The 20,477-nt window shown below is 71.4% G+C and carries 24 protein-coding genes; 14 read left to right on the top strand and 10 right to left on the bottom strand.

The genetic code is table 11. From position 1 onward, the window contains the following. Positions 1 to 7 precede the first annotated feature (7 nt). Entirely contained in the window at positions 8 to 928 is a 921-nt protein-coding gene (locus ACGFW6_RS29625) for a 1-aminocyclopropane-1-carboxylate deaminase/D-cysteine desulfhydrase (RefSeq protein WP_393516386.1), read from the bottom strand. An 85-nt stretch (positions 929 to 1,013) separates the two neighbouring features. Beyond that, complete coding sequence (locus ACGFW6_RS29620; RefSeq protein WP_393516383.1) at positions 1,014 to 1,604, bottom strand: N-acetylmuramoyl-L-alanine amidase; 591 nt, start codon at positions 1,602 to 1,604, stop codon at positions 1,014 to 1,016. A gap of 294 nt (positions 1,605 to 1,898) precedes the next feature. Here ACGFW6_RS29620 and ACGFW6_RS29615 point away from each other — a divergent pair, with 294 nt between their 5' ends. From ACGFW6_RS29615 to ACGFW6_RS29605, 3 genes are all read left to right on the top strand, one after another. Further along, the gene (locus ACGFW6_RS29615) at positions 1,899 to 3,305 is read left to right on the top strand and encodes a family 2B encapsulin nanocompartment shell protein (protein WP_393516380.1); all 1,407 of its coding nucleotides are present in this window, start codon (positions 1,899 to 1,901) and stop codon (positions 3,303 to 3,305) included. A gap of 153 nt (positions 3,306 to 3,458) precedes the next feature. After that, positions 3,459 to 4,586 (top strand): family 2 encapsulin nanocompartment cargo protein polyprenyl transferase, encoded by a 1,128-nt coding sequence (locus ACGFW6_RS29610; protein WP_393516377.1) that lies wholly within the window; start codon positions 3,459 to 3,461, stop codon positions 4,584 to 4,586. Positions 4,587 to 4,938: 352 nt separating this feature from the next. Continuing rightward, positions 4,939 to 5,532, top strand: a complete 594-nt coding sequence (locus ACGFW6_RS29605; RefSeq protein WP_393516374.1) for a GNAT family N-acetyltransferase — start codon at positions 4,939 to 4,941, stop codon at positions 5,530 to 5,532. A 77-nt stretch (positions 5,533 to 5,609) separates the two neighbouring features. On the opposite strand, the gene ACGFW6_RS29600 is transcribed toward ACGFW6_RS29605, so the two are convergent. Then, a complete protein-coding gene (locus ACGFW6_RS29600; RefSeq protein WP_393516371.1) occupies positions 5,610 to 6,200 on the bottom strand; it encodes a TetR/AcrR family transcriptional regulator in 591 nt (196 codons plus the stop codon). 125 nt (positions 6,201 to 6,325) lie between these two features. Between ACGFW6_RS29600 and ACGFW6_RS29595 the strand changes: the two genes are divergently transcribed. The 5 genes from ACGFW6_RS29595 to ACGFW6_RS29575 all read left to right on the top strand — a co-directional run bounded on the left by ACGFW6_RS29595 (position 6,326) and on the right by ACGFW6_RS29575 (position 9,264). Continuing rightward, positions 6,326 to 6,910 (top strand): dihydrofolate reductase family protein, encoded by a 585-nt coding sequence (locus ACGFW6_RS29595; protein WP_393516368.1) that lies wholly within the window; start codon positions 6,326 to 6,328, stop codon positions 6,908 to 6,910. 26 nt (positions 6,911 to 6,936) lie between these two features. Further along, complete coding sequence (locus ACGFW6_RS29590; RefSeq protein WP_393516365.1) at positions 6,937 to 7,161, top strand: hypothetical protein; 225 nt, start codon at positions 6,937 to 6,939, stop codon at positions 7,159 to 7,161. A 94-nt stretch (positions 7,162 to 7,255) separates the two neighbouring features. Then, positions 7,256 to 7,672 carry a YciI family protein gene (locus ACGFW6_RS29585; RefSeq protein ID WP_346183702.1) on the top strand — a complete coding sequence of 139 codons (417 nt, stop codon included), beginning with the start codon at positions 7,256 to 7,258 and terminating at the stop codon, positions 7,670 to 7,672. Positions 7,673 to 7,695: 23 nt separating this feature from the next. Continuing rightward, complete coding sequence (locus tag ACGFW6_RS29580) at positions 7,696 to 8,922, top strand: RNA polymerase sigma factor (protein WP_393516362.1); 1,227 nt, start codon at positions 7,696 to 7,698, stop codon at positions 8,920 to 8,922. Between the two features lie 9 nt (positions 8,923 to 8,931). Further along, the gene (locus ACGFW6_RS29575; RefSeq protein ID WP_393516359.1) at positions 8,932 to 9,264 is read left to right on the top strand and encodes a DUF952 domain-containing protein; all 333 of its coding nucleotides are present in this window, start codon (positions 8,932 to 8,934) and stop codon (positions 9,262 to 9,264) included. A 264-nt stretch (positions 9,265 to 9,528) separates the two neighbouring features. On the opposite strand, the gene ACGFW6_RS29570 is transcribed toward ACGFW6_RS29575, so the two are convergent. Further along, on the bottom strand, positions 9,529 to 10,308 hold the full coding sequence (locus ACGFW6_RS29570; RefSeq protein WP_393516356.1) for a VOC family protein: 780 nt from the start codon (positions 10,306 to 10,308) through the stop codon (positions 9,529 to 9,531). Positions 10,309 to 10,476: 168 nt separating this feature from the next. Here ACGFW6_RS29570 and ACGFW6_RS29565 point away from each other — a divergent pair, with 168 nt between their 5' ends. Then, positions 10,477 to 11,631 (top strand): anion permease, encoded by a 1,155-nt coding sequence (locus ACGFW6_RS29565; protein WP_393516353.1) that lies wholly within the window; start codon positions 10,477 to 10,479, stop codon positions 11,629 to 11,631. Positions 11,632 to 11,667: 36 nt separating this feature from the next. Beyond that, positions 11,668 to 11,901 carry a hypothetical protein gene (locus ACGFW6_RS29560; protein ID WP_393516350.1) on the top strand — a complete coding sequence of 78 codons (234 nt, stop codon included), beginning with the start codon at positions 11,668 to 11,670 and terminating at the stop codon, positions 11,899 to 11,901. Here the strand turns inward: ACGFW6_RS29560 and ACGFW6_RS29555 are convergent. Both ACGFW6_RS29555 and sodN read right to left on the bottom strand, forming a co-directional pair. Beyond that, on the bottom strand, positions 11,874 to 13,433 hold the full coding sequence (locus ACGFW6_RS29555) for a glycosyltransferase family 39 protein (RefSeq protein WP_393516347.1): 1,560 nt from the start codon (positions 13,431 to 13,433) through the stop codon (positions 11,874 to 11,876). The genes ACGFW6_RS29560 and ACGFW6_RS29555 overlap by 28 nt on opposite strands. 361 nt (positions 13,434 to 13,794) lie before the next feature. Continuing rightward, positions 13,795 to 14,190, bottom strand: coding sequence for a superoxide dismutase, Ni (sodN, locus tag ACGFW6_RS29550; protein WP_007491258.1), 396 nt, complete (start codon positions 14,188 to 14,190; stop codon positions 13,795 to 13,797). Positions 14,191 to 14,335: 145 nt separating this feature from the next. On the opposite strand from sodN, the gene sodX reads away from it, so the two are divergent. Next, positions 14,336 to 14,770: a nickel-type superoxide dismutase maturation protease gene (gene sodX, locus ACGFW6_RS29545; RefSeq protein ID WP_393516690.1), complete on the top strand. Its 435-nt coding sequence runs from the start codon at positions 14,336 to 14,338 to the stop codon at positions 14,768 to 14,770. On the opposite strand, the gene ACGFW6_RS29540 is transcribed toward sodX, so the two are convergent. Then, the gene (locus ACGFW6_RS29540) at positions 14,674 to 15,303 is read right to left on the bottom strand and encodes a CGNR zinc finger domain-containing protein (protein ID WP_393516344.1); all 630 of its coding nucleotides are present in this window, start codon (positions 15,301 to 15,303) and stop codon (positions 14,674 to 14,676) included. The genes sodX and ACGFW6_RS29540 overlap by 97 nt on opposite strands. A gap of 99 nt (positions 15,304 to 15,402) precedes the next feature. Between ACGFW6_RS29540 and ACGFW6_RS29535 the strand changes: the two genes are divergently transcribed. From ACGFW6_RS29535 to ACGFW6_RS29525, 3 genes are all read left to right on the top strand, one after another. Beyond that, complete coding sequence (locus tag ACGFW6_RS29535; protein ID WP_393516341.1) at positions 15,403 to 16,173, top strand: class I SAM-dependent methyltransferase; 771 nt, start codon at positions 15,403 to 15,405, stop codon at positions 16,171 to 16,173. Positions 16,174 to 16,322: 149 nt separating this feature from the next. Continuing rightward, entirely contained in the window at positions 16,323 to 16,811 is a 489-nt protein-coding gene (locus ACGFW6_RS29530; RefSeq protein WP_393516338.1) for a SigE family RNA polymerase sigma factor, read from the top strand. Continuing rightward, positions 16,808 to 17,500 carry a hypothetical protein gene (locus ACGFW6_RS29525; protein ID WP_393516335.1) on the top strand — a complete coding sequence of 231 codons (693 nt, stop codon included), beginning with the start codon at positions 16,808 to 16,810 and terminating at the stop codon, positions 17,498 to 17,500. Before ACGFW6_RS29530 ends, ACGFW6_RS29525 begins: the two co-directional genes overlap by 4 nt. 61 nt (positions 17,501 to 17,561) lie before the next feature. Here ACGFW6_RS29525 and ACGFW6_RS29520 read toward each other — a convergent pair whose 3' ends face one another. The 3 genes from ACGFW6_RS29520 to ACGFW6_RS29510 are packed head-to-tail and all read right to left on the bottom strand — an operon-like array spanning position 17,562 to position 20,256. Then, on the bottom strand, positions 17,562 to 18,323 hold the full coding sequence (locus ACGFW6_RS29520; RefSeq protein ID WP_393516332.1) for an amino acid ABC transporter ATP-binding protein: 762 nt from the start codon (positions 18,321 to 18,323) through the stop codon (positions 17,562 to 17,564). Further along, positions 18,320 to 19,264: an amino acid ABC transporter permease gene (locus ACGFW6_RS29515; protein ID WP_393516329.1), complete on the bottom strand. Its 945-nt coding sequence runs from the start codon at positions 19,262 to 19,264 to the stop codon at positions 18,320 to 18,322. The genes ACGFW6_RS29520 and ACGFW6_RS29515 overlap by 4 nt, the downstream gene beginning before the upstream one ends. 35 nt (positions 19,265 to 19,299) lie before the next feature. After that, positions 19,300 to 20,256 carry an ABC transporter substrate-binding protein gene (locus ACGFW6_RS29510; protein ID WP_393516327.1) on the bottom strand — a complete coding sequence of 319 codons (957 nt, stop codon included), beginning with the start codon at positions 20,254 to 20,256 and terminating at the stop codon, positions 19,300 to 19,302. Between the last annotated feature and the right edge of the window lie 221 nt (positions 20,257 to 20,477).

Raw genomic sequence — 20,477 nt, 5'->3', positions numbered from 1 at the left:
GGGCCGGTCATTCGGAGAAGGGAGCCCCGGTGACGACCGCCGCGAGCACCGTCCCGCGCGGGAAGGCGCCCTCCTCGGCGAGGGCGACAAGCCCATACAGCAACTTGGCGACATAGAGACGCTCGACGGGGACCGCGTGCCGCTGTTCGAAGTCCTGCGCGAAGGCGTCGAGTTCGGGAGGCGTACGGGCGTACCCCCCGAAGTGGAACCGGTCCTCGAGCCGCCAGTCGCCCCGCGGCCCGCCGAACGCCTCGGTCTGCAGGCGCCGTACGTCCTCCTCCAGGAAGCCGCCCTTGAGGACGGGCACGCCCAGTGCCCGCTGACCGTGCGCCAGGCCGGCCGCCAGACCCGCCAGGGTGCCGCCGGTGCCGCAGGCGACCGCGACCACGTCGGCCCGGCCGCGCAGCTCCTCGCCGAGCGCGCGGCATCCTCGCACGGCGAGGGCGTTGCTGCCGCCCTCGGGGACGACGTACGCGTCCCGGGCGTCCGCCGCGCGCAGCACGGCGGCCAGGGTCCGTGGCTCGGATTTCCTGCGGTACGTCGATCTGTCGACGAAGTGCAGACGCATGCCGTCGGCCACGCACCGGGCCAGTGACGGGTTGAGGGGCCGGTCGGCCAGCTCCTGGCCGCGCACCACGCCGACCGTGGGCAGACCGAGGAGGCGGCCCGCGGCGGCCGTGGCGCGCAGGTGATTGGAGTAGGCGCCGCCGAAGGTGAGCACGGTGCGGCCGGCGGCGGCTTCGAGGTTCGGCGCGAGCTTGCGCCACTTGTTGCCGATCAGCTCCGGATGGATCAGGTCGTCCCGCTTGAGCAGCAGACGCAGGCCGCGGCGGGTGAACCGCTCGTCCGTCGGCTCCTGCAGGGGAGAGGGGAGCCGGGGGCGGAGGGTGGTGAGGTCGGGGGTGGTGTCGGGGTCGGGGCTGGGCACCCGCTCATTGTCGCGCGCACGCCGTTGTCGCCCCACCTCGGTGCACGCCGGTGCGCCGGGCCGCGGGCGCGCGCCGGGAGTCGCCCTAGCTCAGGCGCTCGCCGATCCGCCGGCGCATCGAGGCCATGGTGAACCCTCGGGGATCCACCTTCCCGGGCTGCCACTCCAGATGGCCGATCACCGACCGTTCCGTCCAGCCGTGATGGCGGCAGATGGCCGCCGAGACGCGTTCGATCGCGTCCAGCTGGGCTTCCGGCCAGGGGTCGATCCCGTCGCCCAGGTTCTCGCACTCGAAGCCGTAGAAGTGGCGGTTGCCGTCGGTGTTGGCCTCGTTGTCGGGCGGCAGGGCCGTCTCCGCGATGACCGCGCGCAGGACGTCGTCGTCGCCGAGACCGGCGTGGTTGGCGCGGCCGTAGCCCACGAGGTGGACCCTGCCGTCCTTGGTGATCACGCCGTGGCAGAGCGGGCCGGGCAGGCCCTCGTAGCCGTCGCGGCAGAGCTCCACCGTCCAGGCGCTGCCCTGGGTCACCGTGTGGTGGATCATCACGCCGTGGACGGGCCCCCACGGGCCCACGTGGTTGCGGTTGTGGTGCTCCCAGTCGCCCACCTCGACGACGGTCGTTCCCTCGGTCCGAAGTCTCTCCAGGAATCTGCTCGCGGACATGGGTGTGGCCATGGCCGCTCCCTTCGCGCCGTGCGCCGGCCGCCGGCCGCGGCCGCCTCGTACCGGTGCTCTACCGAAAACGGGCAGACGGGACTCCTCGTCTCGCACGGTGTGCGAGCGGTTTTGGACAGTTGCGGACGGGACCAACAGTGGACAAGGTCCCTCTATTTGCCCACTGCTCAGTGATCCATTCCCGCTCTTTCGTGTAATAGCACCGGCACGCTCCGTGATGGAAGGCTCGGTGGTGCAGATGGCGATGCGTGGCGTCAGATCGGCGTCGACGCATGACCGGGAGGGCAATTCCTTATGTCGGTAGGCGAAGAGGTCCGCACGGAGCAGGGCAAGCCGCAGCAGAGTCTCGGCACGGCGGCGGCGCGGAACCTGGCCACCACGACCAAGTCCGCGCCGCAGATGCAGGAGATCAGCTCCCGCTGGCTGCTGCGCATGCTGCCTTGGGTGAACGTTCAGGGTGGCACGTACCGGGTGAACCGGCGTCTGACCTACGCCGTCGGCGACGGCCGCATCACGTTCGTCAAGACCGGCGATCGCGTCGAGGTCATCCCCGCCGAGCTGTGCGAACTGCCGGCGCTGCGGTCGTACGACGACGAGGACGTGCTCTCCGAGCTCGCCCGGCGCTGCGAGCAGCGGGAGTTCGCGGCGGGTTCCGTGATCGCCTCCTTCGGCAGCCGGACGGACGAGGTGCTGCTGCTCGCGCACGGCAGGGTGGAGAAGCTCGGCTCCGGCCCCTACGGGGAGGACGAGTCCCTCGGCGTCCTCGCCGACGGCGCCTACCTCGGTGACCAGGCCCTGCTCGACGCCGACGCCATCTGGGAGTACTCCGTCCGCGCGGTCACCGCGTGCACCGTGCTGGTGCTGCCCCGCCAGGACGTCGAACAGGTCGCGGAGCGCGCCGACTCCCTGCGTGAGCACATCGAGCAGCTGCGGGCGATTCCGGAGCAGCGCAGCAACAAGTACGGCGAGCGGGAGATCGAACTGGCGGCCGGCCACAGCGGCGAGCCGGACATCCCGCACACCTTCGTCGACTACGAGGCCAGGCCCCGTGAGTACGAACTGAGCGTCGCCCAGACCGTGCTGCGCATCCACTCGCGCGTGGCCGACCTCTACAACCAGCCGATGAACCAGACCGAGCAGCAGCTCCGGCTGACCGTGGAGGCCCTCAAGGAGCGTCAGGAGCACGAGCTCATCAACAACCGCGAGTTCGGGCTGCTCAACAACTGCGAGTACGACCAGCGGCTCCAGCCGCACGACGGCGTGCCCAGCCCCGACGACATGGACGAGCTGCTGTGCCGGCGCCGCGGCACCAAGCTGTTCCTCGCCCACCCGCGCGCGATCTCGGCGTTCGGGCGCGAGCTCAACAAGCGCGGGCTGGTGCCCGAGACCATCGAGATGGCCGGTAACCGCATCCCCACCTGGCGCGGTGTGCCGATCTTCCCGTGCAACAAGATCCCGGTCAGCGACGCCCGGACGACCTCGATCATCGCCATGCGCACGGGCGAGAACGAACAGGGCGTCATCGGCCTGCAGCAGTCGGGCATCCCGGACGAGATCGAGCCGAGCCTGTCCTGCCGCTTCATGGGCATCAACGAACAGGCCATCATCAAGTACCTGGTGACGGCGTACTACTCGGCCGCGGTGCTGGTGCCGGACGCCCTTGGTGTGCTGGAGAACGTCGAGATCGGGCGCTGGCGGTGACCTTCCCGGCCCGGCGCCGCTTCGCCCGCACGCTTGTCGGAGCGGCACCGTGTCCCGCGTCCCCCGCGTGGGTAGACCCTCGGGGTAGGCGCCCAGCCGTAGCGGAAGTGCCACTGTCCGCCGACTCTCCGAGGCGATGCCATGGGTGAGTTCATGACGGAGACGCAGCAACGCCTCCCCGGGGCGCGGCCGTCCACCGAGACGCTCGAAGGGCGGGGGGCCATCGCGACCGACGGGGACGGCACGCCGGATCCGCTCGACGGTCCCGAGGCGGCGGTGATCCTGGAGCGGGCGCGGGCCTGCGTCGACCCGGAGATGCGGGCCGCCATCGAGTCGTTGCCGCCGTCCATGCGCCGGATCGCGCTCTACCACTTCGGCTGGGTGCACCCGGACGGCACGCCGGCGACCGGCAACGCCGGCAAGGCGATCCGTCCCGCTCTCGTCCTCACGGCGGCCGCCGCGCTCGGCGGACCGGCGGCGCGGGCGGCGGCCCTGCCGGTGGCGGTCGCGGTGGAGCTGGTCCACAACTTCACGCTGCTGCACGACGACGTGATGGACCGGGACGCGACCCGTCGGCACCGGCCCACCGCCTGGGCCGTGTTCGGTCAGGCCGACGCCATCCTCGCCGGGGACGCCCTCCAGGCGCTGGCCCTGCGGCTGCTCGCCGAGGACCCGCACCCGGCGTCCGCAGCGGCGGCGGCCCGGCTCGCGGACTGCGTCGTCGAACTGTGCGCCGGACAGCACGCGGACACGGCGCTGGAGAAACGCGGCCCGGCCGAGGTCGGCCTCGACGAGGTGCTCGCCATGGCCGAGGCCAAGACCGGCGCGCTGCTGGGGTGCGCCTGTGCCGTCGGCGGGCTGTACGCGGGCGCGGCACCGGAGGACGTGGCGGCGCTGGACGCGTTCGGCCGTGAGGCCGGGCTCGCCTTCCAGCTCATCGACGACGTGATCGGTATATGGGGCGACCCGAGCCACACCGGCAAGCCGGCCGGTGCGGATCTCGCCGCCCGCAAGAAATCCCTGCCGGTGGTCGCCGCGCTGACCTCCGGCGGTCCGGCCGCGGCGGAGCTGGCCGCGCTGTACGAACTGCCGTACGACAACGAGGACCTGCGGCGCACGGCGCTCGCCGTGGAGCGGGCGGGCGGCCGTGACTGGGCGCAGGCCCAGGCCGCCGACCGGATGGCCCGGGCCATGCAGGAGCTGGCCCGGGCGGTGCCGGACCCGGAGGACGCGGGAGGGCTGCTGGCCCTGGCCGAGTTCGTGACACGACGCAGCAACTGAGGGCCGCGGCGGCCGCCTGCTGAGAGGGCGGGCGAGCGCCGTGCCCGCGACATCGCGGCGGTCGACGACCGCGCTCGGCAAGGGCGCGGATGCCGACGGTCGTGGCGACTCCGGAGCACCGGGGCCGTACGGTTCCTGACCCCGTACGGCCGGCGGCTCCGGACCGGCGGGTCCCGCACATCCCCACGGTGTGCGGGGCCCGTTCTCGTCTCGCGGAACGATCGCACCGGCCCGCGCGAGGCCGGATCCCGCCGTGACGGCCGGATCTCGTCAAAATGCGGCCGTGGACGCCGTGCCCGCGGCATTCGCCCTACGATCAAGGCCGGTTGAGACGAAGGGGCGGGTAATCATCATGGGCGTCGCGATCCGGTCGGCGGGCGAGGAGGACCGGGAGCTGGTCGTGCGGCTGCTGGACGAGGCCTTCCAGGACGACCCGGTCAGCGGCTGGGTGTTCCCGGGCGACGAGCACCGCCGCACCACGCACCCCAGGCTCATGGCGGCCTTCACCGACATCGTGCTCGCCCACGGCCGGATAGACGTCACCGAGGACGGCACGGCGTGCGCGCTGTGGATGTCCGTGCCGGCCGAGGCGCACGATCAGGACGACGAAGGGCCCGTCCGGCTGCGCGAGGCCGTCGATCCGGCCAACGAACGCGTCGAGCAGATAGGCCGGCTGACGGCCGCCGTCCACCCCGAGGGCGAGGCCCACGAGTACCTGTGGATGATCGGCACCGCGCCGGAACGGCAGGGCGAGGGTCTCGGCACCGCGCTCATCCTGTCGGTCCTCGAACGCTGCGACCAGGAGGGCGTGGCCGCCTACCTGGAGGCGAGCAGCGCCCGCAGCCGGCACCTGTACGAGCGGCTCGGCTTCGTGCTCAAGGGCCGCCCCCTCGATCTCCCGGACGGCCCCCAGATGTGGCCGATGTGGCGCGCGCCGCGCGCCTGAAACAACCGCCACCCCAGCCACCGCGGCCCCAGCCACAGCCACGCCGCCCCGGCCGCTTCTCCGGTGCGCTGCCCCGGCTACTTCTCCGGCACGATCGTCGCCGCGATCCGCTCCACCAGCCCGTCCGGCACGCCCACTCCGGGCAGTACGCCCTTCAGCACGTCCGGCAGGGTCAGATGCTCCAGGAGCAGCCCGAGCATCGCGAGATAGAGAACGGTGACGACCTCGTCGCCGCCGGGCAGTCCGGCGTCGCGGTGGAACCCGATGGCCTCGTCCAGGTCGCCCCGCACGGTCCTGGTGAAGGAGGACCGCAGCTCGGGGTGGCGGGAGGCCTCCAGGCGCATCTCCAGCAGGGCCAGATAGCCCGTGCGGTCGCGGGTCGCGCGGGCCATCAGGTCGTGCATGAAACTGACGACCAGGGAGCGGTCCTTGGGCCGGGTCAGCAGCTCGGCGATCACCTCCGGATCGGGCGCGAGCCGCACGTGCAGCCGGGTGTCGATCTGCCGGAGCAGGTCGTCGCGCCCGGTGAAGTAGTTGGAAGCGGTGCCGACCGGCACCCCCGCCTCGGCGTCCACCGCGCGGAACGTCAGCCCGCGCGCCCCCTGACGAGCGAGCACCTCGACGCCCGCGTCGACGAGGGCGGCCCGGCGCTCCGGATTGCCCGCCATTCGGAATCCCCTCTCCCACTTCCAGCCGTTCCAAGAAAAGCGCTTGCAACCACTACAAGCGAAGTACTACAACTGAAGCACTACAACCGAAGTGGTTGTGCGACACCCTACGAAAAGAGACCGGCTTGCGAAAGCTCACCTACTTCATCGCCTGCTCCATCGACGGCTTCATCGGAGACCCGAGCGGCGACGCGACATCGATGTACCCCTTCGTCGACGAGGAGTTCCTGGAGTTCCTCAAGGCGGAGCACCCGGAGACCGTGTGGACCCCCGGCCGCCGCGCCCTCGGTTTCGACGACCTGCCCAACCGGCGGTTCGACACGGTCATCCAGGGCCGCAGCAGCTACGACCTGGCCCTGAAGGAGGGCGTCACCAGCCCCTACGTCCATCTGCGCCAGTACGTCGCCTCGCGCACCCTGACCGAGTCGCCCGACCCGCAGGTCGAGATCGTCGCCGACGACGTGGTCGGCAAGGTCCGCGAGCTGAAGGCGGAGGACGGCGAGTTGGGCATCTACCTGTGCGGCGGCTCGCAGCTCGCCGGCGCGCTGTTCGACGAGATCGACGAACTCGTCATCAAGACCTACCCCGTCGTCTACGGCACCGGCATGCCGATGTTCGGCTCGGACTTCGCCGTCACGGAGTTCGTCCACGAGGGCGTGCGCGCGTTCGGCAACGGCGCCGTGGTTCGTACGTACAGCAGGAAGCGCTGAGCCCTCTCCCGCCCTACCCTGAGGACATGGGCAGCCAAGAGCACGTCTGTCCCGACTGCGGACAGCCCGTCGACACCGTCGTCAAGCGCCACAAGACCCTGGGCGCCTGGGTCCCGACCTGGGTGGCCGGCCCGTGCCGGAACCCCGACTGCGCCACCTACGTCGAGGAAGGCGCCGCCGAGCACGAGGAACCGCACGGCCCGGACGATCAGCCCGAGCAGCCCGGCACACCCGCCGCGAAGAATTCCTGAAACCCGTGTCGAGAATCCCGGCCCGGCTCCGACGTCCCCTGTGAGAGCCGCCCCCGAGGGTGGCCCGAGCCGACGCAAGCGAAGGAGCGGACTGATGAAGTACCTGGTCATGGTGCAGGGCACGCAGGCGGACTACGAGGCGATGCAGGGCAAGGGATCCGCGGGCTCCGTCGCCTGGACCCAGGAGGACGTCCAGGCGATGTACTCCTTCATGCAGGCCCTCAACGACGACCTCGCCGAGTCCGGCGAGATGATCGACGGACAGGGGCTGACCGAGCCCGCGAAGACCCGGCACGTCACCCTGGGCGACGACGGCAAGGCCGTGATCACCGACGGGCCGTACAGCGAGACCAAGGAGCTGCTGGCCGGCTACTGGGTGCTGGACTGCGCGAGCCTGGAGCGGGTCACGGAGATCGCCGAGCGGGTCCTGCAGTGCCCCCAGCCCGCCGGAGCCCCCGTGTACCCCGTCGTGATCCGGCCCATCGACGACGGCTCCGGGGACGTCGGCTGAGCCGCACCCGCGTACCCGAGGGCATGAGCGCCACACCCGAGACCGAGGACCTGCTGCGCCGGCACGCGCCGCAGGTCCTCGGCGCGCTGGTACGCCGGTACGGCCACTTCGACTCCGCCGAGGACGCCGTACAGGAAGCCCTCCTCGCGGCGGCCGAGCAGTGGCCGCGTACCGGGGTCCCGGACAATCCGCGCGGCTGGCTGATCAGGGTCGGCGCCCGTCGGCTGACCGACGCGCTGCGTGCGGAGGAGGCGCGCCGGGCCCGGGAGGAGAAGGTCGCGGCGCTCGCCCCGCGGGACGCGTTCACGGCCCCGCCGCCCGGGGCGGACCGCGCGCCCCGCGAGGACGACACCCTCACCCTGCTCTTCCTCAGCTGCCATCCGGATCTGACCCCGCCCGCCCAGATCGCCCTCACCCTCCGCGCCGTCGGCGGTCTGACCACGGCGGAGATCGCCCGCGCGTATCTCGTCCCCGAGGCGACGATGGCACAGCGCATCAGCCGGGCCAAGCAGAAGGTCCGCAAAGTGCGCTTCGGGCGCCCCGACAACTGGGAGGACCGGCTGCCCGCCGTCCTGCAGACGCTGTACCTGATCTTCAACGAGGGCTACACGGCCACCTCGGGCACGAGCCTGACGCGCCGCGAACTCGCCGGCGAGGCGATCCGGCTGACCCGCGAGGTCCACCGGCTCCTCCCCGACCACGGCGAGGTGGCCGGCCTGCTCGCCCTGATGCTGCTCACCGACGCCCGCCGCGAGGCACGCACCGGACCGCACGGCGAACTCGTCCCGCTCGACGAACAGGACCGCGACCGCTGGGACAAGGCCGCGATCGACGAGGGCGTCGCCCTGGTCACCCGGGCGCTGGCCCGGGGGCCCGCCGGCCCGTACCGGCTGCGCGCCGCCATCGCCGCCGTGCACGACGAGGCCCCGTCGGCGCAGGAGACCGACTGGGAGGAGATCCTCGGTCTCTACGACGTCCTGGTGCGTATCGTCCCGGGCCCTGTCGAGCGCCTCAACCGCGCGGTCGCCGTCGCCATGGCCCGAGGACCGCGTGCCGGGCTGGCCGAACTGGCCTCGCTGGAGGACGAGCTGGGGGCCGGACACCGTCTGGACGCGGTCCGCGGGCATCTCCTGGAGCGGGCCGGCGCCCATGACGAGGCACGCGCCGCCTACGAGGCCGCCGCCGCCAAGACGCTGAGCCTGCCCGAGCAGCGCTATCTGCACGCGCGGGCGGCACGGCTGAAGCCGTAACCTCACGCCATGCCCGAAGACACCCGCATCCTCCACATCACCGAACGCTCCCTGTGGGAGGCGGCCCGCGAGCACGGCACGTACGAGATGTCGACGCGCGGCCGCACGCTCCGGGAGGAGGGCTTCATCCACTGCTCGACCCGCGCCCAACTCCCGTCCGTGGCCGCCTTCCTGTACGGCTCCTACGACGGCCCCGACGAACTGGTGGTGCTGGTCGTGGACCCCGCGCTGCTGGACGCTCCGCTGAAGTACGAGGCGCCGAAGCCCGGGGGCGAGGAGTTCCCGCATGTGTACGGGCCGATCCCGGTCGCCGCGGTGGTGGACGTGGAAACGTGGCGGTGACGGAGCGGGGCCGGCCGTGGCGGTGACGGAGCGGGGCCGGCCGGGGCGGTGATGGAGCGGGGTCGGCCGGGGCCGTGGACCGTGGTGGCTGGGCGGCCCTCGTGGCCGTGACGGGCGGAGCGACGCTGTGGTTGCGGGACTCGGCCGAGCCGCCGGGGTCCCACTGCCGGGCGGAGGCCGACCCGGCACCCTCGCTGCCGCAGGGGCGGGGGTCGGCGGGCGCGGACGCCGTACCCGACGGGAGCGCACCGGCGCCCTGCTGCGTCAGGACGCGCCGGCGCGGGGCAGCCCGCCCGTGTCCGGGTCCCGCCCCGTCAGGCAGTACGTCCCGCCCGCCGGATCGCGCATCACCGTCCAGTGAGGCCCCTGGGTGACGAAGGCCGCGCCCAGTTCCTCGTGCCGGACACGGGTCGCCGGGATGTCCGCGCAGGCCAGATCCAGATGGGCGGAGGCGCGCGGCCCCGCACCGGGCCGTCCCGCGGCCGACGGCTCCTCGCCGAGCCGCTGGAGCAGGACGCGCAGCGGAAGCCCGGCCGGCGGGCGCAGCACATGGAACTCGGGACGGGCACCGGGCGCCGACTCCCAGCCCGCCAGCACCCCGCTCCAGAAGGCGACTTCGGCCTCGTACGCGGACGGCGGTACGTCCACGCAGACCTGGTCGAGCCGGCTGCCGCGCACCACGGGCGGTCGCACCGACTCCCCCTGCCAGGGCACGGCGCAGAACAACTGCCCGGCGGGGGAACGCAGTACGGCCCACCCGTCGTGGTCGGCGGCAAGGCCGGCCCCCTGCGCCAGCGCCGACTTCACGAACCGCGGGACGTCGTCCACGGCGAAGTCGAGATGCGCGCCGCCCGGACCCGACTCGACGCCCTGCGCCTTCACACAGGGGTCCGCTCCGCCGCCGGGCAGCAGAGTCGTGAACTCGCCCTGATCACCGCGTGGTTCGGACAGTTCGGTGTCCGTCACCGCGGTCCAGAAGTCCCCGGCCGCGCCGAGCGCGGCGGCGGGACGGTCGATGAACGCGTAGGTCCAGCGGATGCTCATGAGGTGATCGTAGAACCGGCGGTGCGGCCCGCGCCGAGGCGGCCGTACGACAGGCCGAACGGTCACCACGTCTGCTTTGCAGGACCCTTACCAACCGCGCGCCTCCTCCTGGGACTTGCTTTGCCGTCAGTTCGCCCCGCATTGGTCCGCGCTTGTTTGCATTGGGGAATGGACCACATCACGTTCCTGGTGGCGGTCGTCATCGTGACGGCCCTCGCCTTCGACTTCACCAACGGCTTCCACGACACGGCGAACGCGATGGCCACCTCCATCGCCACGGGGGCCCTCAAACCGAGGACGGCCGTGCTCATCAGCGGCGTTCTGAACGTCGTCGGCGCCTTTCTGTCCACCGAGGTCGCCAGAACGATCTCCGGCGGCATAGTCGACGACACACTCGTCACCCCGGGCATGATCTTCGCGGGCCTGGTCGGGGCGATCCTGTGGAACCTGCTGACCTGGCTGGTGGGGCTGCCGTCCAGTTCGTCGCACGCGCTGTTCGGCGGGCTCATCGGGGCCGTCTGGGTCGGTGCGGGCTCCCACGGCGTGCACTTCGACAAGGTGGTCGAGAAGGTGCTGATCCCGGCGGTGGCCTCGCCGCTCGTCGCGGGACTCGCGGCGCTGCTCGCCACCTACCTGGCCTACCGGCTCACTTCTCGCGCCCGCAAGGAGTCCGTCACCAGGGGCTTCCGGGTCGGCCAGATCGCCTCGGCCTCGCTGGTCTCCCTGGCCCACGGCACCAACGACGCGCAGAAGACGATGGGCGTCATCACGCTGACCCTGATCTCGGCGGGCGCGCTCGGCCATGACGCGGGCCCGCCCCTGTGGGTCATCGCCTCCGCCGGTCTCGCCATCGGTCTGGGCACCTACCTCGGCGGCTGGCGCATCATCCGCACCATGGGCAAGGGCCTGACGGAGATCCAGTCCCCGCAGGGCTTCGCCGCCGAGACCGCCTCGACGACGGTGATCCTCACCTCGGCCCACCTGGGCTTCGCCCTGTCCACCACCCAGGTCGCCTCCGGCAGCATCCTCGGCGCCGGACTCGGCCGCCGTCTCGCGGAGGTCCGCTGGGGCGTGGCCGGCCGCATGGTCGTGGCCTGGCTGATCACGCTGCCCGCCGCCGCGCTGGTCGGCGGTGTCTCGGCGAGCGCGGTCAAGCACGGCGGCAACGTCGGTACGGCCGTGGTGGCGCTGGTCGGTGCCGCCGTCGCCGCCGGCATCGTGTTCGTCTCCCGCCGCAACCCGGTGTCCGCGCACAACGTCAACGACACCCACGAGGTCTCGATCCGCGGCACGGAGCCGGCGCCGGTCGGCACGGCCGCCTGACACCACGGTCCACTGAGAGAAGGGCAGTTCACAGCAATGAACCTCGACTGGACCGCACTCGGCCAGGTCGCCGCGGTGAGCCTCGCCGTCACCGTGGCGGTGGTCGCCGTCTTCGCCCTCGGCGTGCTGGGCCTGGCCCGCCACGAGGGGACACGCGAGGAGGGCGGCGGCACGTCCGCCGTGGGCCTCGCCCAGGCCGGGCTGTGCTTCGTGGCCTGCGCCGCGGTGGTGGCGTACGGGATCTACCTGATCGTGCCGCAGTTCCACTGAACGTGCCGTGCGGCGGGGGAGGCCCGGCGACGGCAGGGCTCCTTCGCCGTCCCGGTCCGCTCGTACACCGTCACCCGCCGCCCCCGGACCTCCAGGTCCGCGACGACCCTGAAGTGCTTCCTCAGCACGGCCGTCTTCACCTTGTCGCGCTTCGCCGTCACCGCCCGCGCCACCCCCGGCGCGTCGGTGACCAGCAAGATCCGCCGCTGAGTCAGCATCGCGGCCCGTATGCGCGCCGGATCGGCCTCCTCACCCTTCAACGTCCCCGACGCCACGGGGCCGCGCACCAGCGCGACGTCCCACAGCCCGGCGAAGGCACCGGGGGAGACCAGGGCGGTGTCGCGCCGCGCCGCCGGGACGAAGACCACCGCGTCGCCGGCCTCCTTCAGCCGCCGTACGTCCGACGCCACGGCCAGCACGTCGTCCACCCGGCTGTCCGGGGAGCGCTTGGCCAGCGACTGCGGCAGCAGCGCCACGAACGCGACGCCGACCAGCACCGGGACGAGCCACGCCGACGCGCGCGGATGGCGGGGCCCGGCCGCCCGGGTCGCCGTGCCCAGCGCCGTGCCGATCAGCAGGGCCAGGCCCAGCATGCTGAACAGGATGTAGCGGTCCAGGAACAGCGGCCGGATCAGGGAGAGCCCGAGGAGGCCGAGTTGGGGCACCGCCAGCAGCGGCAGCCCGACGGCCGCGACCGACAGCCGCCCGGTGTGCGGCCGGTCCAGCAGGACCCCGAGACCGCCGAGCGCCAGCAGGACCGCCGGGCCGATCAGCATGTGCCAGGTCGACGGAGGGATCCAGGAGACCTGTTCGGACTGGCGGCGGCTGAACAGGATCAACGGCAGCACGGCGGTGACGGCCGTTGCCGAGGCCACCGCCCAGCGCGTCCATGTCCGCCGCCGGGCCCGCGTCCACACCAGCGTCGCCAGGTGCGCGGGCAGGATCAGCAGCGACAGCCAGTTCAGCAGCCCGCACACCGCGATCGTGCCCGCGTACGCGAGCCAGTGCACGGCTCGGCCGCGCCCCTGAAGGACCGTCACCAGCAACAGGGTCGAGATGCCCGCGCCCGCCGCGACGAGCGCGTACGGGCGTCCTTCCTGGAGATGGAACTGCACGGCGGGCAGCAGTCCGAGCGCCAGCCCGGCCGCGAGGCCCGCCCGGATCCCGGCCAGCCGACGGGCGACCTCGGCCACGCAGACCGCGGCGACCGCCATGGCCAGGACGGACGGCAGCCGCAGCGCGGTGGTGCCCGGCCCGAAGCACGCGAAGACGGCGTGCATCAGCAGGTAGTAGAGGCCGTGCACCGCGTCGACCTGCGCGAGCATCTGCCAGATGTCCCCGGCGGGCCGCCGCGCGACCTGCCAGGTGGCGGCCTCGTCACGCCACACGCTGTGCTGCCGGGACAGGCCCCACAGGCCGAGGGCGAGGGTCCACAGGAACGGGACCAGCCGGAGCGGAACGCCTCTGAGCAAACGGGATTTCGCGCGTATCGGGGCCGAGTTCAAGCGGGCGTTCTCCCAGGGGATCGACATTCCGTCCGACGGGGGCCGGCCGCCGGATGAGGTGATCCCACTCGCCCGCGCTCGCAGCGCACGACGAGAACCGCCACGGCCGCGCGGGCCGGGACGGGATTCGAGTGCTGCTCAGCTTTCCCCCGTACGCCACCCGGGCCACAGGACGGCCGACGGGGTGGACATGCCAGAACCTACGGGACCGCGGTGATCGCGGGCCAGCGATCACCGCGTGAAGACAATCACCGCCGACTCACGGAACCCCGAGCATGTCGGGCCGCCGTATTCGTCCGCTTCGGCGGTGATCGTCGGCTTCGGTCACATGGCAGGGGCCCGACCGGAGAACCGGTCGGGCCCCTTGGGGAAGCCAGAAAGCCCTGGGTCAGGCCTTCTTGGTCTCCCAGAAGATCTTGTCGATCTGGGCGATGTAGTCCAGCGCCTTCTGGCCGGTCGCCGGGTCGGTGGACCCCTTGGCGGCGGAGAGGGCCTTCAGGGCGTCGTTGACGAGCTGGTGCAGCTCCGGGTACTTCTCGAAGTGCGGGGGCTTGAAGTAGTCGCTCCAGAGCACCGAGACGTGGTGCTTGGCGAGCTCGGCGCGCTGCTCCTTGATGACGGTGGCACGCGCCTGGAAGTGCGGGTCGTCGTTGGCGGCCATCTTCTCCTGCACGGCCTTCACCGACTCCGCCTCGATGCGGGCCTGGGCCGGGTCGTACACGCCGCAGGGCAGGTCGCAGTGCGCGCTGACCTTGACCTTGGGGGCAAACAGGCGGGAAAGCATGGAGCATTCCTTCCTCGTGATCGTCTTCTCAGGTGGGACATTACTCCCTGCAAGACGGGTTTTCGCGAGTGCCCCCATGGGCTTAGGACAAAAGTCCGGGGTGAGACTGAGACTGGTGGAGGACCCTACCGGGGAGGTGCCGGGGATGCCGGAGTTGTCGCAGGAGACCGAGCGCGGGCGGGCGGACCGGCCCTTCGGGTGGGCCGAGGTGACCGGGCCGTCGATGGTGCCCACGCTGTATCACGGTGACCTGCTCGTGGTGTGGCACCGGGGGCGGATCCGGCCGGGGGACGTCATCGTGCTGCGACACCCCTTCCAGCAGGACCTGCTCGTCGTCAAGCGCGCGGCGGAGCGCCGTGACGGCGGCTGGTGGGTCCTGGGGGACAACGCGTACGCCGGGGGCGACAGCACCGACTACGGCGTGGTGCCCGACGAGCTGATCCTGGGCAAGGTCCGCCTGCGCTACCGGCCGCGCAAGCCCGGTCAGCGCTCTCCGTTCGCGCTGGCCCGCTGGGCGCTGTCGGCCGTACGGCCGCTGTTCGCCGACCGGTCCGCCTCCAGGCGTTTGCGGGCGCGGTAGGCGGCCACGTTGGCGCGGGTCGCACAGCGGTCCGAGCAGTACCGCCGGGAGCGGTTGGTGGACGTGTCCAGGTAGGCGTTGCGGCACGGCGCCGCCTCGCACAGGCCCAGGCGGTCCACGCCGTACTCCGTCAGATGGAAGGCCAGGCCCATCGCGGCGATGGCGGCGTAGCCCGCGGTCGCGTTCGACGGGTGGTCCGCCAGGTGCATGTGCCACAGCGGCCGGCCGTCGTCGTCCCGGAAGTCGTGGCCGGAGATCTGCGGACTCACCGGGAACTCCAGCAGCAGTGAGTTCAGCAGGTTCACCGCCAGGGCCTCGTCGCCCTGGTCCGCCGCCTCGAAGACCGCCCTCAGACGGGCGCGGACCGAGCGGAAGCGGGTGACGTCCGCGTCGGTGGCCCGGCGGGCCGCCTCCTGGCTGACGCCGAACAGGTCGCGGACGGCCTCGACCGAGGTCAGCGAGTCCTTGCCCCGGGCCGGGTCCTCGCTGTTGACGAGTCGTACGGCGTAGTCCGAGTAATAGGCCAGTTCCACTTGTAGTCCTTACGGAGGCGTTCTATCGTCGGGGTGCGGTCGGGTAAGAGCTGATCGTGCTTCCAGGGTATTACGTCATGTGCGCGACGGAGGGGCTCGATGACGGACACGGACACCACCACCCAGGCCGCCGACTGGTCCGCCTGGCAGGAGAGCTGGGACCGGCAGCAGGAGTGGTACATGCCCGACCGCGAGGAACGCTTCCGGATCATGCTCGACATGGTCGAGGCCCTCGCCGGACCCGCCCCGCGCGTGCTCGACCTCGCGTGCGGCACGGGAAGTATCACGGCCCGGCTGCTCGCGCGGTTCCCCGAGGCCACCAGTACCGGTGTCGACCTCGACCCCGCGCTCCTCGCCATCGCCGAGGGCACCTTCGCGGGGGACGAGCGGGTCTCGTTCGTCACCGCCGACCTCAAGGACCCGCACTGGACGGCGAAACTGCCGTACGACTCCTACGACGCCGTCCTGACCGCCACGGCCCTGCACTGGCTGCACCGTGAACCCCTCGCGGCCCTCTACGGTCAGGTCGCGGAGCTGGTCCGCGACGGCGGTGTCTTCATGAACGCGGACCACATGATCGACGACGCGACGCCCCGGATCAACGCCGCCGAGCGCGCCCAGCGCCACGCCCGCATGGATCAGGCCAAGGCGCGGGGTGTCCTGGACTGGGCCGAGTGGTGGCAGCTGGCCGCCCGGGACCCGCTGCTGGCCGAGCCCACGGCCCGCCGCTTCGAGATCTACGGCGAGCACGCCGACGGCGACACGCCGTCCGCCGCATGGCACGCGCGCGTGCTGCGGGAGAAGGGCTTCGGGGAGGCCCGGGCGGTGTGGTGCTCGCCGTCGGACGCGCTGGTCCTCGCGCTGAAGTAGCGGTCGACGCGGACGGCACGGCGGAAGCGGCACGGCCCCGTGGAGGCGGTACGAGAAATTCGTACCGCCTCCTCCGCGTCCGGAAAGGTCCCCCACCGCACTGGAAGGAGTGAGACGGTCCCTTTCGGAGGGGCGGGAGAGGGGGCGGGATGACGGGGGGCGCGGAAGCGTCACTGCATGCCTTCGTCGAGGGCAGACGGACGGCCTTGTTCCGCAGCGCCTATCTGCTGTGCGGCAACCCGGACGAGGCGGAGGACCTCGTCCAGACCACGCTGGTCAAGGTGGTCCTGGGCGCACGCCGGCACGCGCGCCTGGACAACCTCGACGCCTACGCGCGCAAGACGCTGGTGAACACCTTCATCGCCGCCCGCCGCCGTTTCTGGCGGCGCGAGCAGGTCTACGGCGAGCTCCCCGACGTGCCGGAGCGGGCCGTGGACAGCGACACCGGTGTCATGGTCCGGGCCGCCCTCGCGCAGCTCGCGCCCAAGCAGCGGGCGGTGCTCGTGCTGCGCTACTGGGAGGACCTCAGCGTCTCCGACACCGCCGAACTGCTCGGCATGCGCGAGAGCACGGTCAAGAGCCACACGGCGAGAGGGCTCGCGGCACTGCGGGCCGCGGTGCGGGAGGAACACGTATGAGCCGGATCGACGAGCGCGAGGTGCCGCGGGCGACGGAACTGCTGGGGCGGGCCCTCCAGGGCGTCCAGATGCCGTCGGGACCCGGCGCTGACGCGGTGTTCGCGCGGGCCGCGCGGGTGCGGTGGCGCCGGCGCGGGGCGGTGACCGGGACCGCGGCGGCCGTGGCCCTGGTGAGCCTGGTCGGCACCGGGGTGCTGCCGTGGCAGGGTCCGCAACGGCCGGGGGCCGCGCTCACCGCCCCCACCTCCGCCGCCGAGCGCCTGGCGAGACTGCTGCCGCCCGGGACCGGCGAGGTCCGCGAGATCGGGAACGTCGTGGGCGAGGGACCGTACGACGGGCTCTACGCCGTCCACAGGGACGGCGGCGTCGGGTATCTCACCATCCAGGTCCTGTCGAGCCGGCGGGAGGACTGGCCGGTGTGCTCGCCGGACGTCCCGGGGGCGTCGGCGACCTGCGTCCCCGAGACCCTGCCGAACGGCGACGCACGCGAGTCCACCGAGCCGGCGCGGGGGAGCCGCGGGGACGTGCCCTGGCGTTCCGTACGGCTGTTCACCAAGGGCTACGCGGTCATGATCAAGGCCGCCGACGGGTTCGACGCCAGGTGGGCAGTGGGCCCGCGGCTCGACTCCCCGCCGCTGACGGCGGACCAGCTGCGTGCGCTGGTCGTGTCGCCGCGGCTGCTGCCGTAGGCCGGGCACAGGCCGAAGGGGCGGTACGAGGATCTCGTACCGCCCCTTCACCGTCGTACGGTCAGAGCACCTTGGACAGGAACGCCTGGGTCCGCTCGTGCTGCGGGTTGGTCAGCACCTCGCGCGGGTCGCCGGACTCGACGACCACGCCGCCGTCCATGAAGACCAGGCTGTCGCCGACCTCGCGGGCGAAGCCCATCTCGTGGGTGACGACGACCATCGTCATGCCGGACTGGGCGAGGTCGCGCATGACGTCGAGGACGTCGCCGACCAGCTCCGGGTCGAGAGCCGAGGTCGGCTCGTCGAAGAGCATCAGCTTCGGGTCCATCGCCAGCGCACGGGCGATGGCCACGCGCTGCTGCTGGCCGCCGGAGAGCTGCGAGGGGTAGTTCCCCGCCTTGTCGGCGAGACCGACGCGGTCGAGGAGCTCCTTGGCGCGGTCCTTGGCCTTGCCCTTGCTCACGCCCTTGACCTGGATCGGCGCCTCGATGACGTTCTCCAGCGCCGTCATGTGCGGGAACAGGTTGAACCGCTGGAACACCATGCCGATGTCCCGGCGCTTCTTCGCGACCTCGCTGTCCTTGAGCTCGTACAGCTTGTCGCCCTTCTGGCGGTAGCCGACCAGCTCACCGTCGACGTACAGCCGACCGGCGTTGATCTTCTCCAGGTGGTTGATGCACCTCAGGAACGTGGACTTGCCGGAGCCGGAGGGACCGATGAGGCAGAACACCTCGCCCTGCTTCACCTCCAGGTCGATGCCCTTGAGGACCTCTACGGGGCCGAAGGACTTGTGGACGCCCTCGGCCTTGACCATGGCGGTCATGCGGTGCCTCCCTTCGGCTTCGAGCGGTTGGACAGGGAGAGCACGTTCGCCCTGATCTTCTGGAACGGGGTCGCCGGCAGCGAGCGGCTGGACCCACGGGCGTAGTAACGCTCCAGGTAGTACTGGCCGACGCTGAAGATCGAGGTCAGCAGCAGGTACCAGGCCGCCGCCAGGAACAGCATCTCGGCGGGGGCGCCGGAGGTCTGGCCGATGTCCTGGGCCGCGCGGAACAGCTCGGGGTACTGGACGACCGAGACCAGCGAGGTCGTCTTCAGCATGTTGATGACCTCGTTGCCCGTGGGCGGCACGATCACGCGCATCGCCTGCGGGATCACGATCCGGCGCAGCGTCTTCACGTGGCTCATGCCCAGGGCGTGGGACGCCTCGGTCTGGCCCTCGTCGACCGCGAGCAGACCGGCACGGCAGATCTCCGCCATGTACGCGGCCTCGTTGAGGCCGAGGCCCAGCAGCGCGGTCAGGAACGGGGTCATGAAGTCCGACCACTCGTTCTTGTAGAACGGGCCGAGGTTGATGTACTCGAAGACCAGGCCCAGGTTGAACCAGACGATGAGCTGGACCAGGACCGGGGTGCCGCGGAAGAACCAGATGTAGAACCACGCGATCGACGAGGTCACCGGGTTCTTCGACAGGCGCATCACGGCGAGCAGGATGCCGCCGATGATGCCGATCGCCATGGAGAGGACGGTCAGCAGGAGCGTCCTGCCGACGCCGTCCAGGACGCGGTCGTCGAAGAAGTAATCCGGGATCGCGCCCCAGTTGATCTTGCCCTGGGAGAACGCGTACACGACGGCGCCCAGCAGGGCGAGCGCCACGACGGCGGAGACATACCGCCCGTAGTGCCGGACCGGAATGGCCTTGATCGCCTCCGGACCGGCCGGCGGGGTATCCGCCGGCCCGTCCTTCTTGTCGATGTCAGTCACAGGTGTTGCCTTTCAGTGCCCGCTGTTCGGTGCGGTCACTTGCCGCCGTTGATGGTGGCTTCCGTGACGGAGCCGTCCTCGACGCCCCACTTCTTGATGACCTTCTCGTACTCGCCGTTCGCGATGATCGCGTCCAGCGCGGCCTTGAGGGCGTCACGCAGCTGGGTGTTGCTCTTGCCGACCGCGATGCCGTACGGCGCGGCCTCGACCTGCTCGCCGACGAGCTGGAAGTCGTTGCCGCCACCGGAGGTCTTCACGGCGTACGCGGCGACGGGGAAGTCGGAGGAACCGGCGGCCGCACCGCCCGCGCGCAGGCGGGTCTGGGCCTGCTGGTCGTTGTCGAAGGCCTCGATGGTGATCGTCTTGCCACCGGTGCACTTCTTGGCCTCGGCCTTGGCCAGGTCCTCGGAGACCGTGCCGCGCTGCACGACGATCTTCTTGCCGCACAGGTCCGACCAGGTCTTGATGTCGGTGTTCTTGCCCTTCTGGGTGTAGATCGACACACCGGCGGTGAAGTAGTCGACGAAGTCGACGCCCTCACCGACCTTCTTGCCGGTGTCGGAGTCGATGCCCTCCTGGCGGTCCTTGGTGTCGGTCATCGCGGACATGGCGATGTCGTAGCGCTTGGAGCGCAGACCGGTGATGAGGCTGTCGAAGGTGCCGTTCTCGAACTCGAACGTCACGCCGAGCTGCTTGCCCATGGCGGCGGCGAGGTCGGGGTCGATGCCGACCGTCTTGCCGGAGTCGTCCTTGAACTCGACGGGCGCGTAGGCGATGTCCGAGCCGACCTTGATGACGCCCTTGTCGCGGATCGCCTGGGGCAGCTTGTCGGCGAGCGGTGCCGCGCTCTTGGAGCCGGTGCTCTCCGAGCCGCTGTCGTTGGTCTGGTCACCGCAGCCGGTGAGAATCAGGGCGCCTGCGACCGCGATCGAGCCGACCGCTGCGAGCCGGGAGCGTGCTGCGGTGGTGCGACGGGTGGTGCTTGCGGTCATGGTGGGTTCCTCCGGCGGATGGGTGGAGTTGCCGATGGGGCCGGCACCTGCCTTGGGAGCGGCAGGGCCTTGGTTTCCTAGGTCGACGAGAGCACACACCTTCGAGTGCCGCGACCTCGTGTGATTACGGCATCTTGCCATTCGGACTAAGGCATTCAGGGCGCTCGGCATGTCAAAATCGGATAACGGGTTACCCCCGAACCACCGCAGTTCGTTACATC

The organism is Streptomyces sp. Y7, from assembly GCF_043195415.1.
In the GTDB taxonomy this organism is placed as follows: Bacteria; Actinomycetota; Actinomycetes; order Streptomycetales; family Streptomycetaceae; genus Streptomyces.
Note: the sequence above shows the minus strand (reverse complement) of the source record. Positions and strands in the feature narration are given on the sequence as shown.

What these genes read in the sequence shown, in the direction of transcription:
- ACGFW6_RS29620 (WP_393516383.1), bottom strand. Translation starts at nt 1,604, where the DNA reads ATGGCCACACCCATGTCCGCGAGCAGATTCCTGGAGAGACTTCGGACC.
- ACGFW6_RS29615 (WP_393516380.1), top strand. Translation starts at nt 1,899, where the DNA reads ATGTCGGTAGGCGAAGAGGTCCGCACGGAGCAGGGCAAGCCGCAGCAG.
- ACGFW6_RS29610 (WP_393516377.1), top strand. Translation starts at nt 3,459, where the DNA reads ATGACGGAGACGCAGCAACGCCTCCCCGGGGCGCGGCCGTCCACCGAG.
- ACGFW6_RS29605 (WP_393516374.1), top strand. Translation starts at nt 4,939, where the DNA reads ATGGGCGTCGCGATCCGGTCGGCGGGCGAGGAGGACCGGGAGCTGGTC.
- ACGFW6_RS29600 (WP_393516371.1), bottom strand. Translation starts at nt 6,200, where the DNA reads ATGGCGGGCAATCCGGAGCGCCGGGCCGCCCTCGTCGACGCGGGCGTC.
- ACGFW6_RS29590 (WP_393516365.1), top strand. Translation starts at nt 6,937, where the DNA reads ATGGGCAGCCAAGAGCACGTCTGTCCCGACTGCGGACAGCCCGTCGAC.
- ACGFW6_RS29585 (WP_346183702.1), top strand. Translation starts at nt 7,256, where the DNA reads ATGAAGTACCTGGTCATGGTGCAGGGCACGCAGGCGGACTACGAGGCG.
- ACGFW6_RS29580 (WP_393516362.1), top strand. Translation starts at nt 7,696, where the DNA reads ATGAGCGCCACACCCGAGACCGAGGACCTGCTGCGCCGGCACGCGCCG.
- ACGFW6_RS29575 (WP_393516359.1), top strand. Translation starts at nt 8,932, where the DNA reads ATGCCCGAAGACACCCGCATCCTCCACATCACCGAACGCTCCCTGTGG.
- ACGFW6_RS29570 (WP_393516356.1), bottom strand. Translation starts at nt 10,308, where the DNA reads ATGAGCATCCGCTGGACCTACGCGTTCATCGACCGTCCCGCCGCCGCG.
- ACGFW6_RS29565 (WP_393516353.1), top strand. Translation starts at nt 10,477, where the DNA reads ATGGACCACATCACGTTCCTGGTGGCGGTCGTCATCGTGACGGCCCTC.
- ACGFW6_RS29560 (WP_393516350.1), top strand. Translation starts at nt 11,668, where the DNA reads ATGAACCTCGACTGGACCGCACTCGGCCAGGTCGCCGCGGTGAGCCTC.
- ACGFW6_RS29555 (WP_393516347.1), bottom strand. Translation starts at nt 13,433, where the DNA reads ATGTCGATCCCCTGGGAGAACGCCCGCTTGAACTCGGCCCCGATACGC.
- sodN (WP_007491258.1), bottom strand. Translation starts at nt 14,190, where the DNA reads ATGCTTTCCCGCCTGTTTGCCCCCAAGGTCAAGGTCAGCGCGCACTGC.
- sodX (WP_393516690.1), top strand. Translation starts at nt 14,336, where the DNA reads ATGCCGGAGTTGTCGCAGGAGACCGAGCGCGGGCGGGCGGACCGGCCC.
- ACGFW6_RS29535 (WP_393516341.1), top strand. Translation starts at nt 15,403, where the DNA reads ATGACGGACACGGACACCACCACCCAGGCCGCCGACTGGTCCGCCTGG.
- ACGFW6_RS29530 (WP_393516338.1), top strand. Translation starts at nt 16,323, where the DNA reads ATGACGGGGGGCGCGGAAGCGTCACTGCATGCCTTCGTCGAGGGCAGA.
- ACGFW6_RS29525 (WP_393516335.1), top strand. Translation starts at nt 16,808, where the DNA reads ATGAGCCGGATCGACGAGCGCGAGGTGCCGCGGGCGACGGAACTGCTG.
- ACGFW6_RS29520 (WP_393516332.1), bottom strand. Translation starts at nt 18,323, where the DNA reads ATGACCGCCATGGTCAAGGCCGAGGGCGTCCACAAGTCCTTCGGCCCC.
- ACGFW6_RS29510 (WP_393516327.1), bottom strand. Translation starts at nt 20,256, where the DNA reads ATGACCGCAAGCACCACCCGTCGCACCACCGCAGCACGCTCCCGGCTC.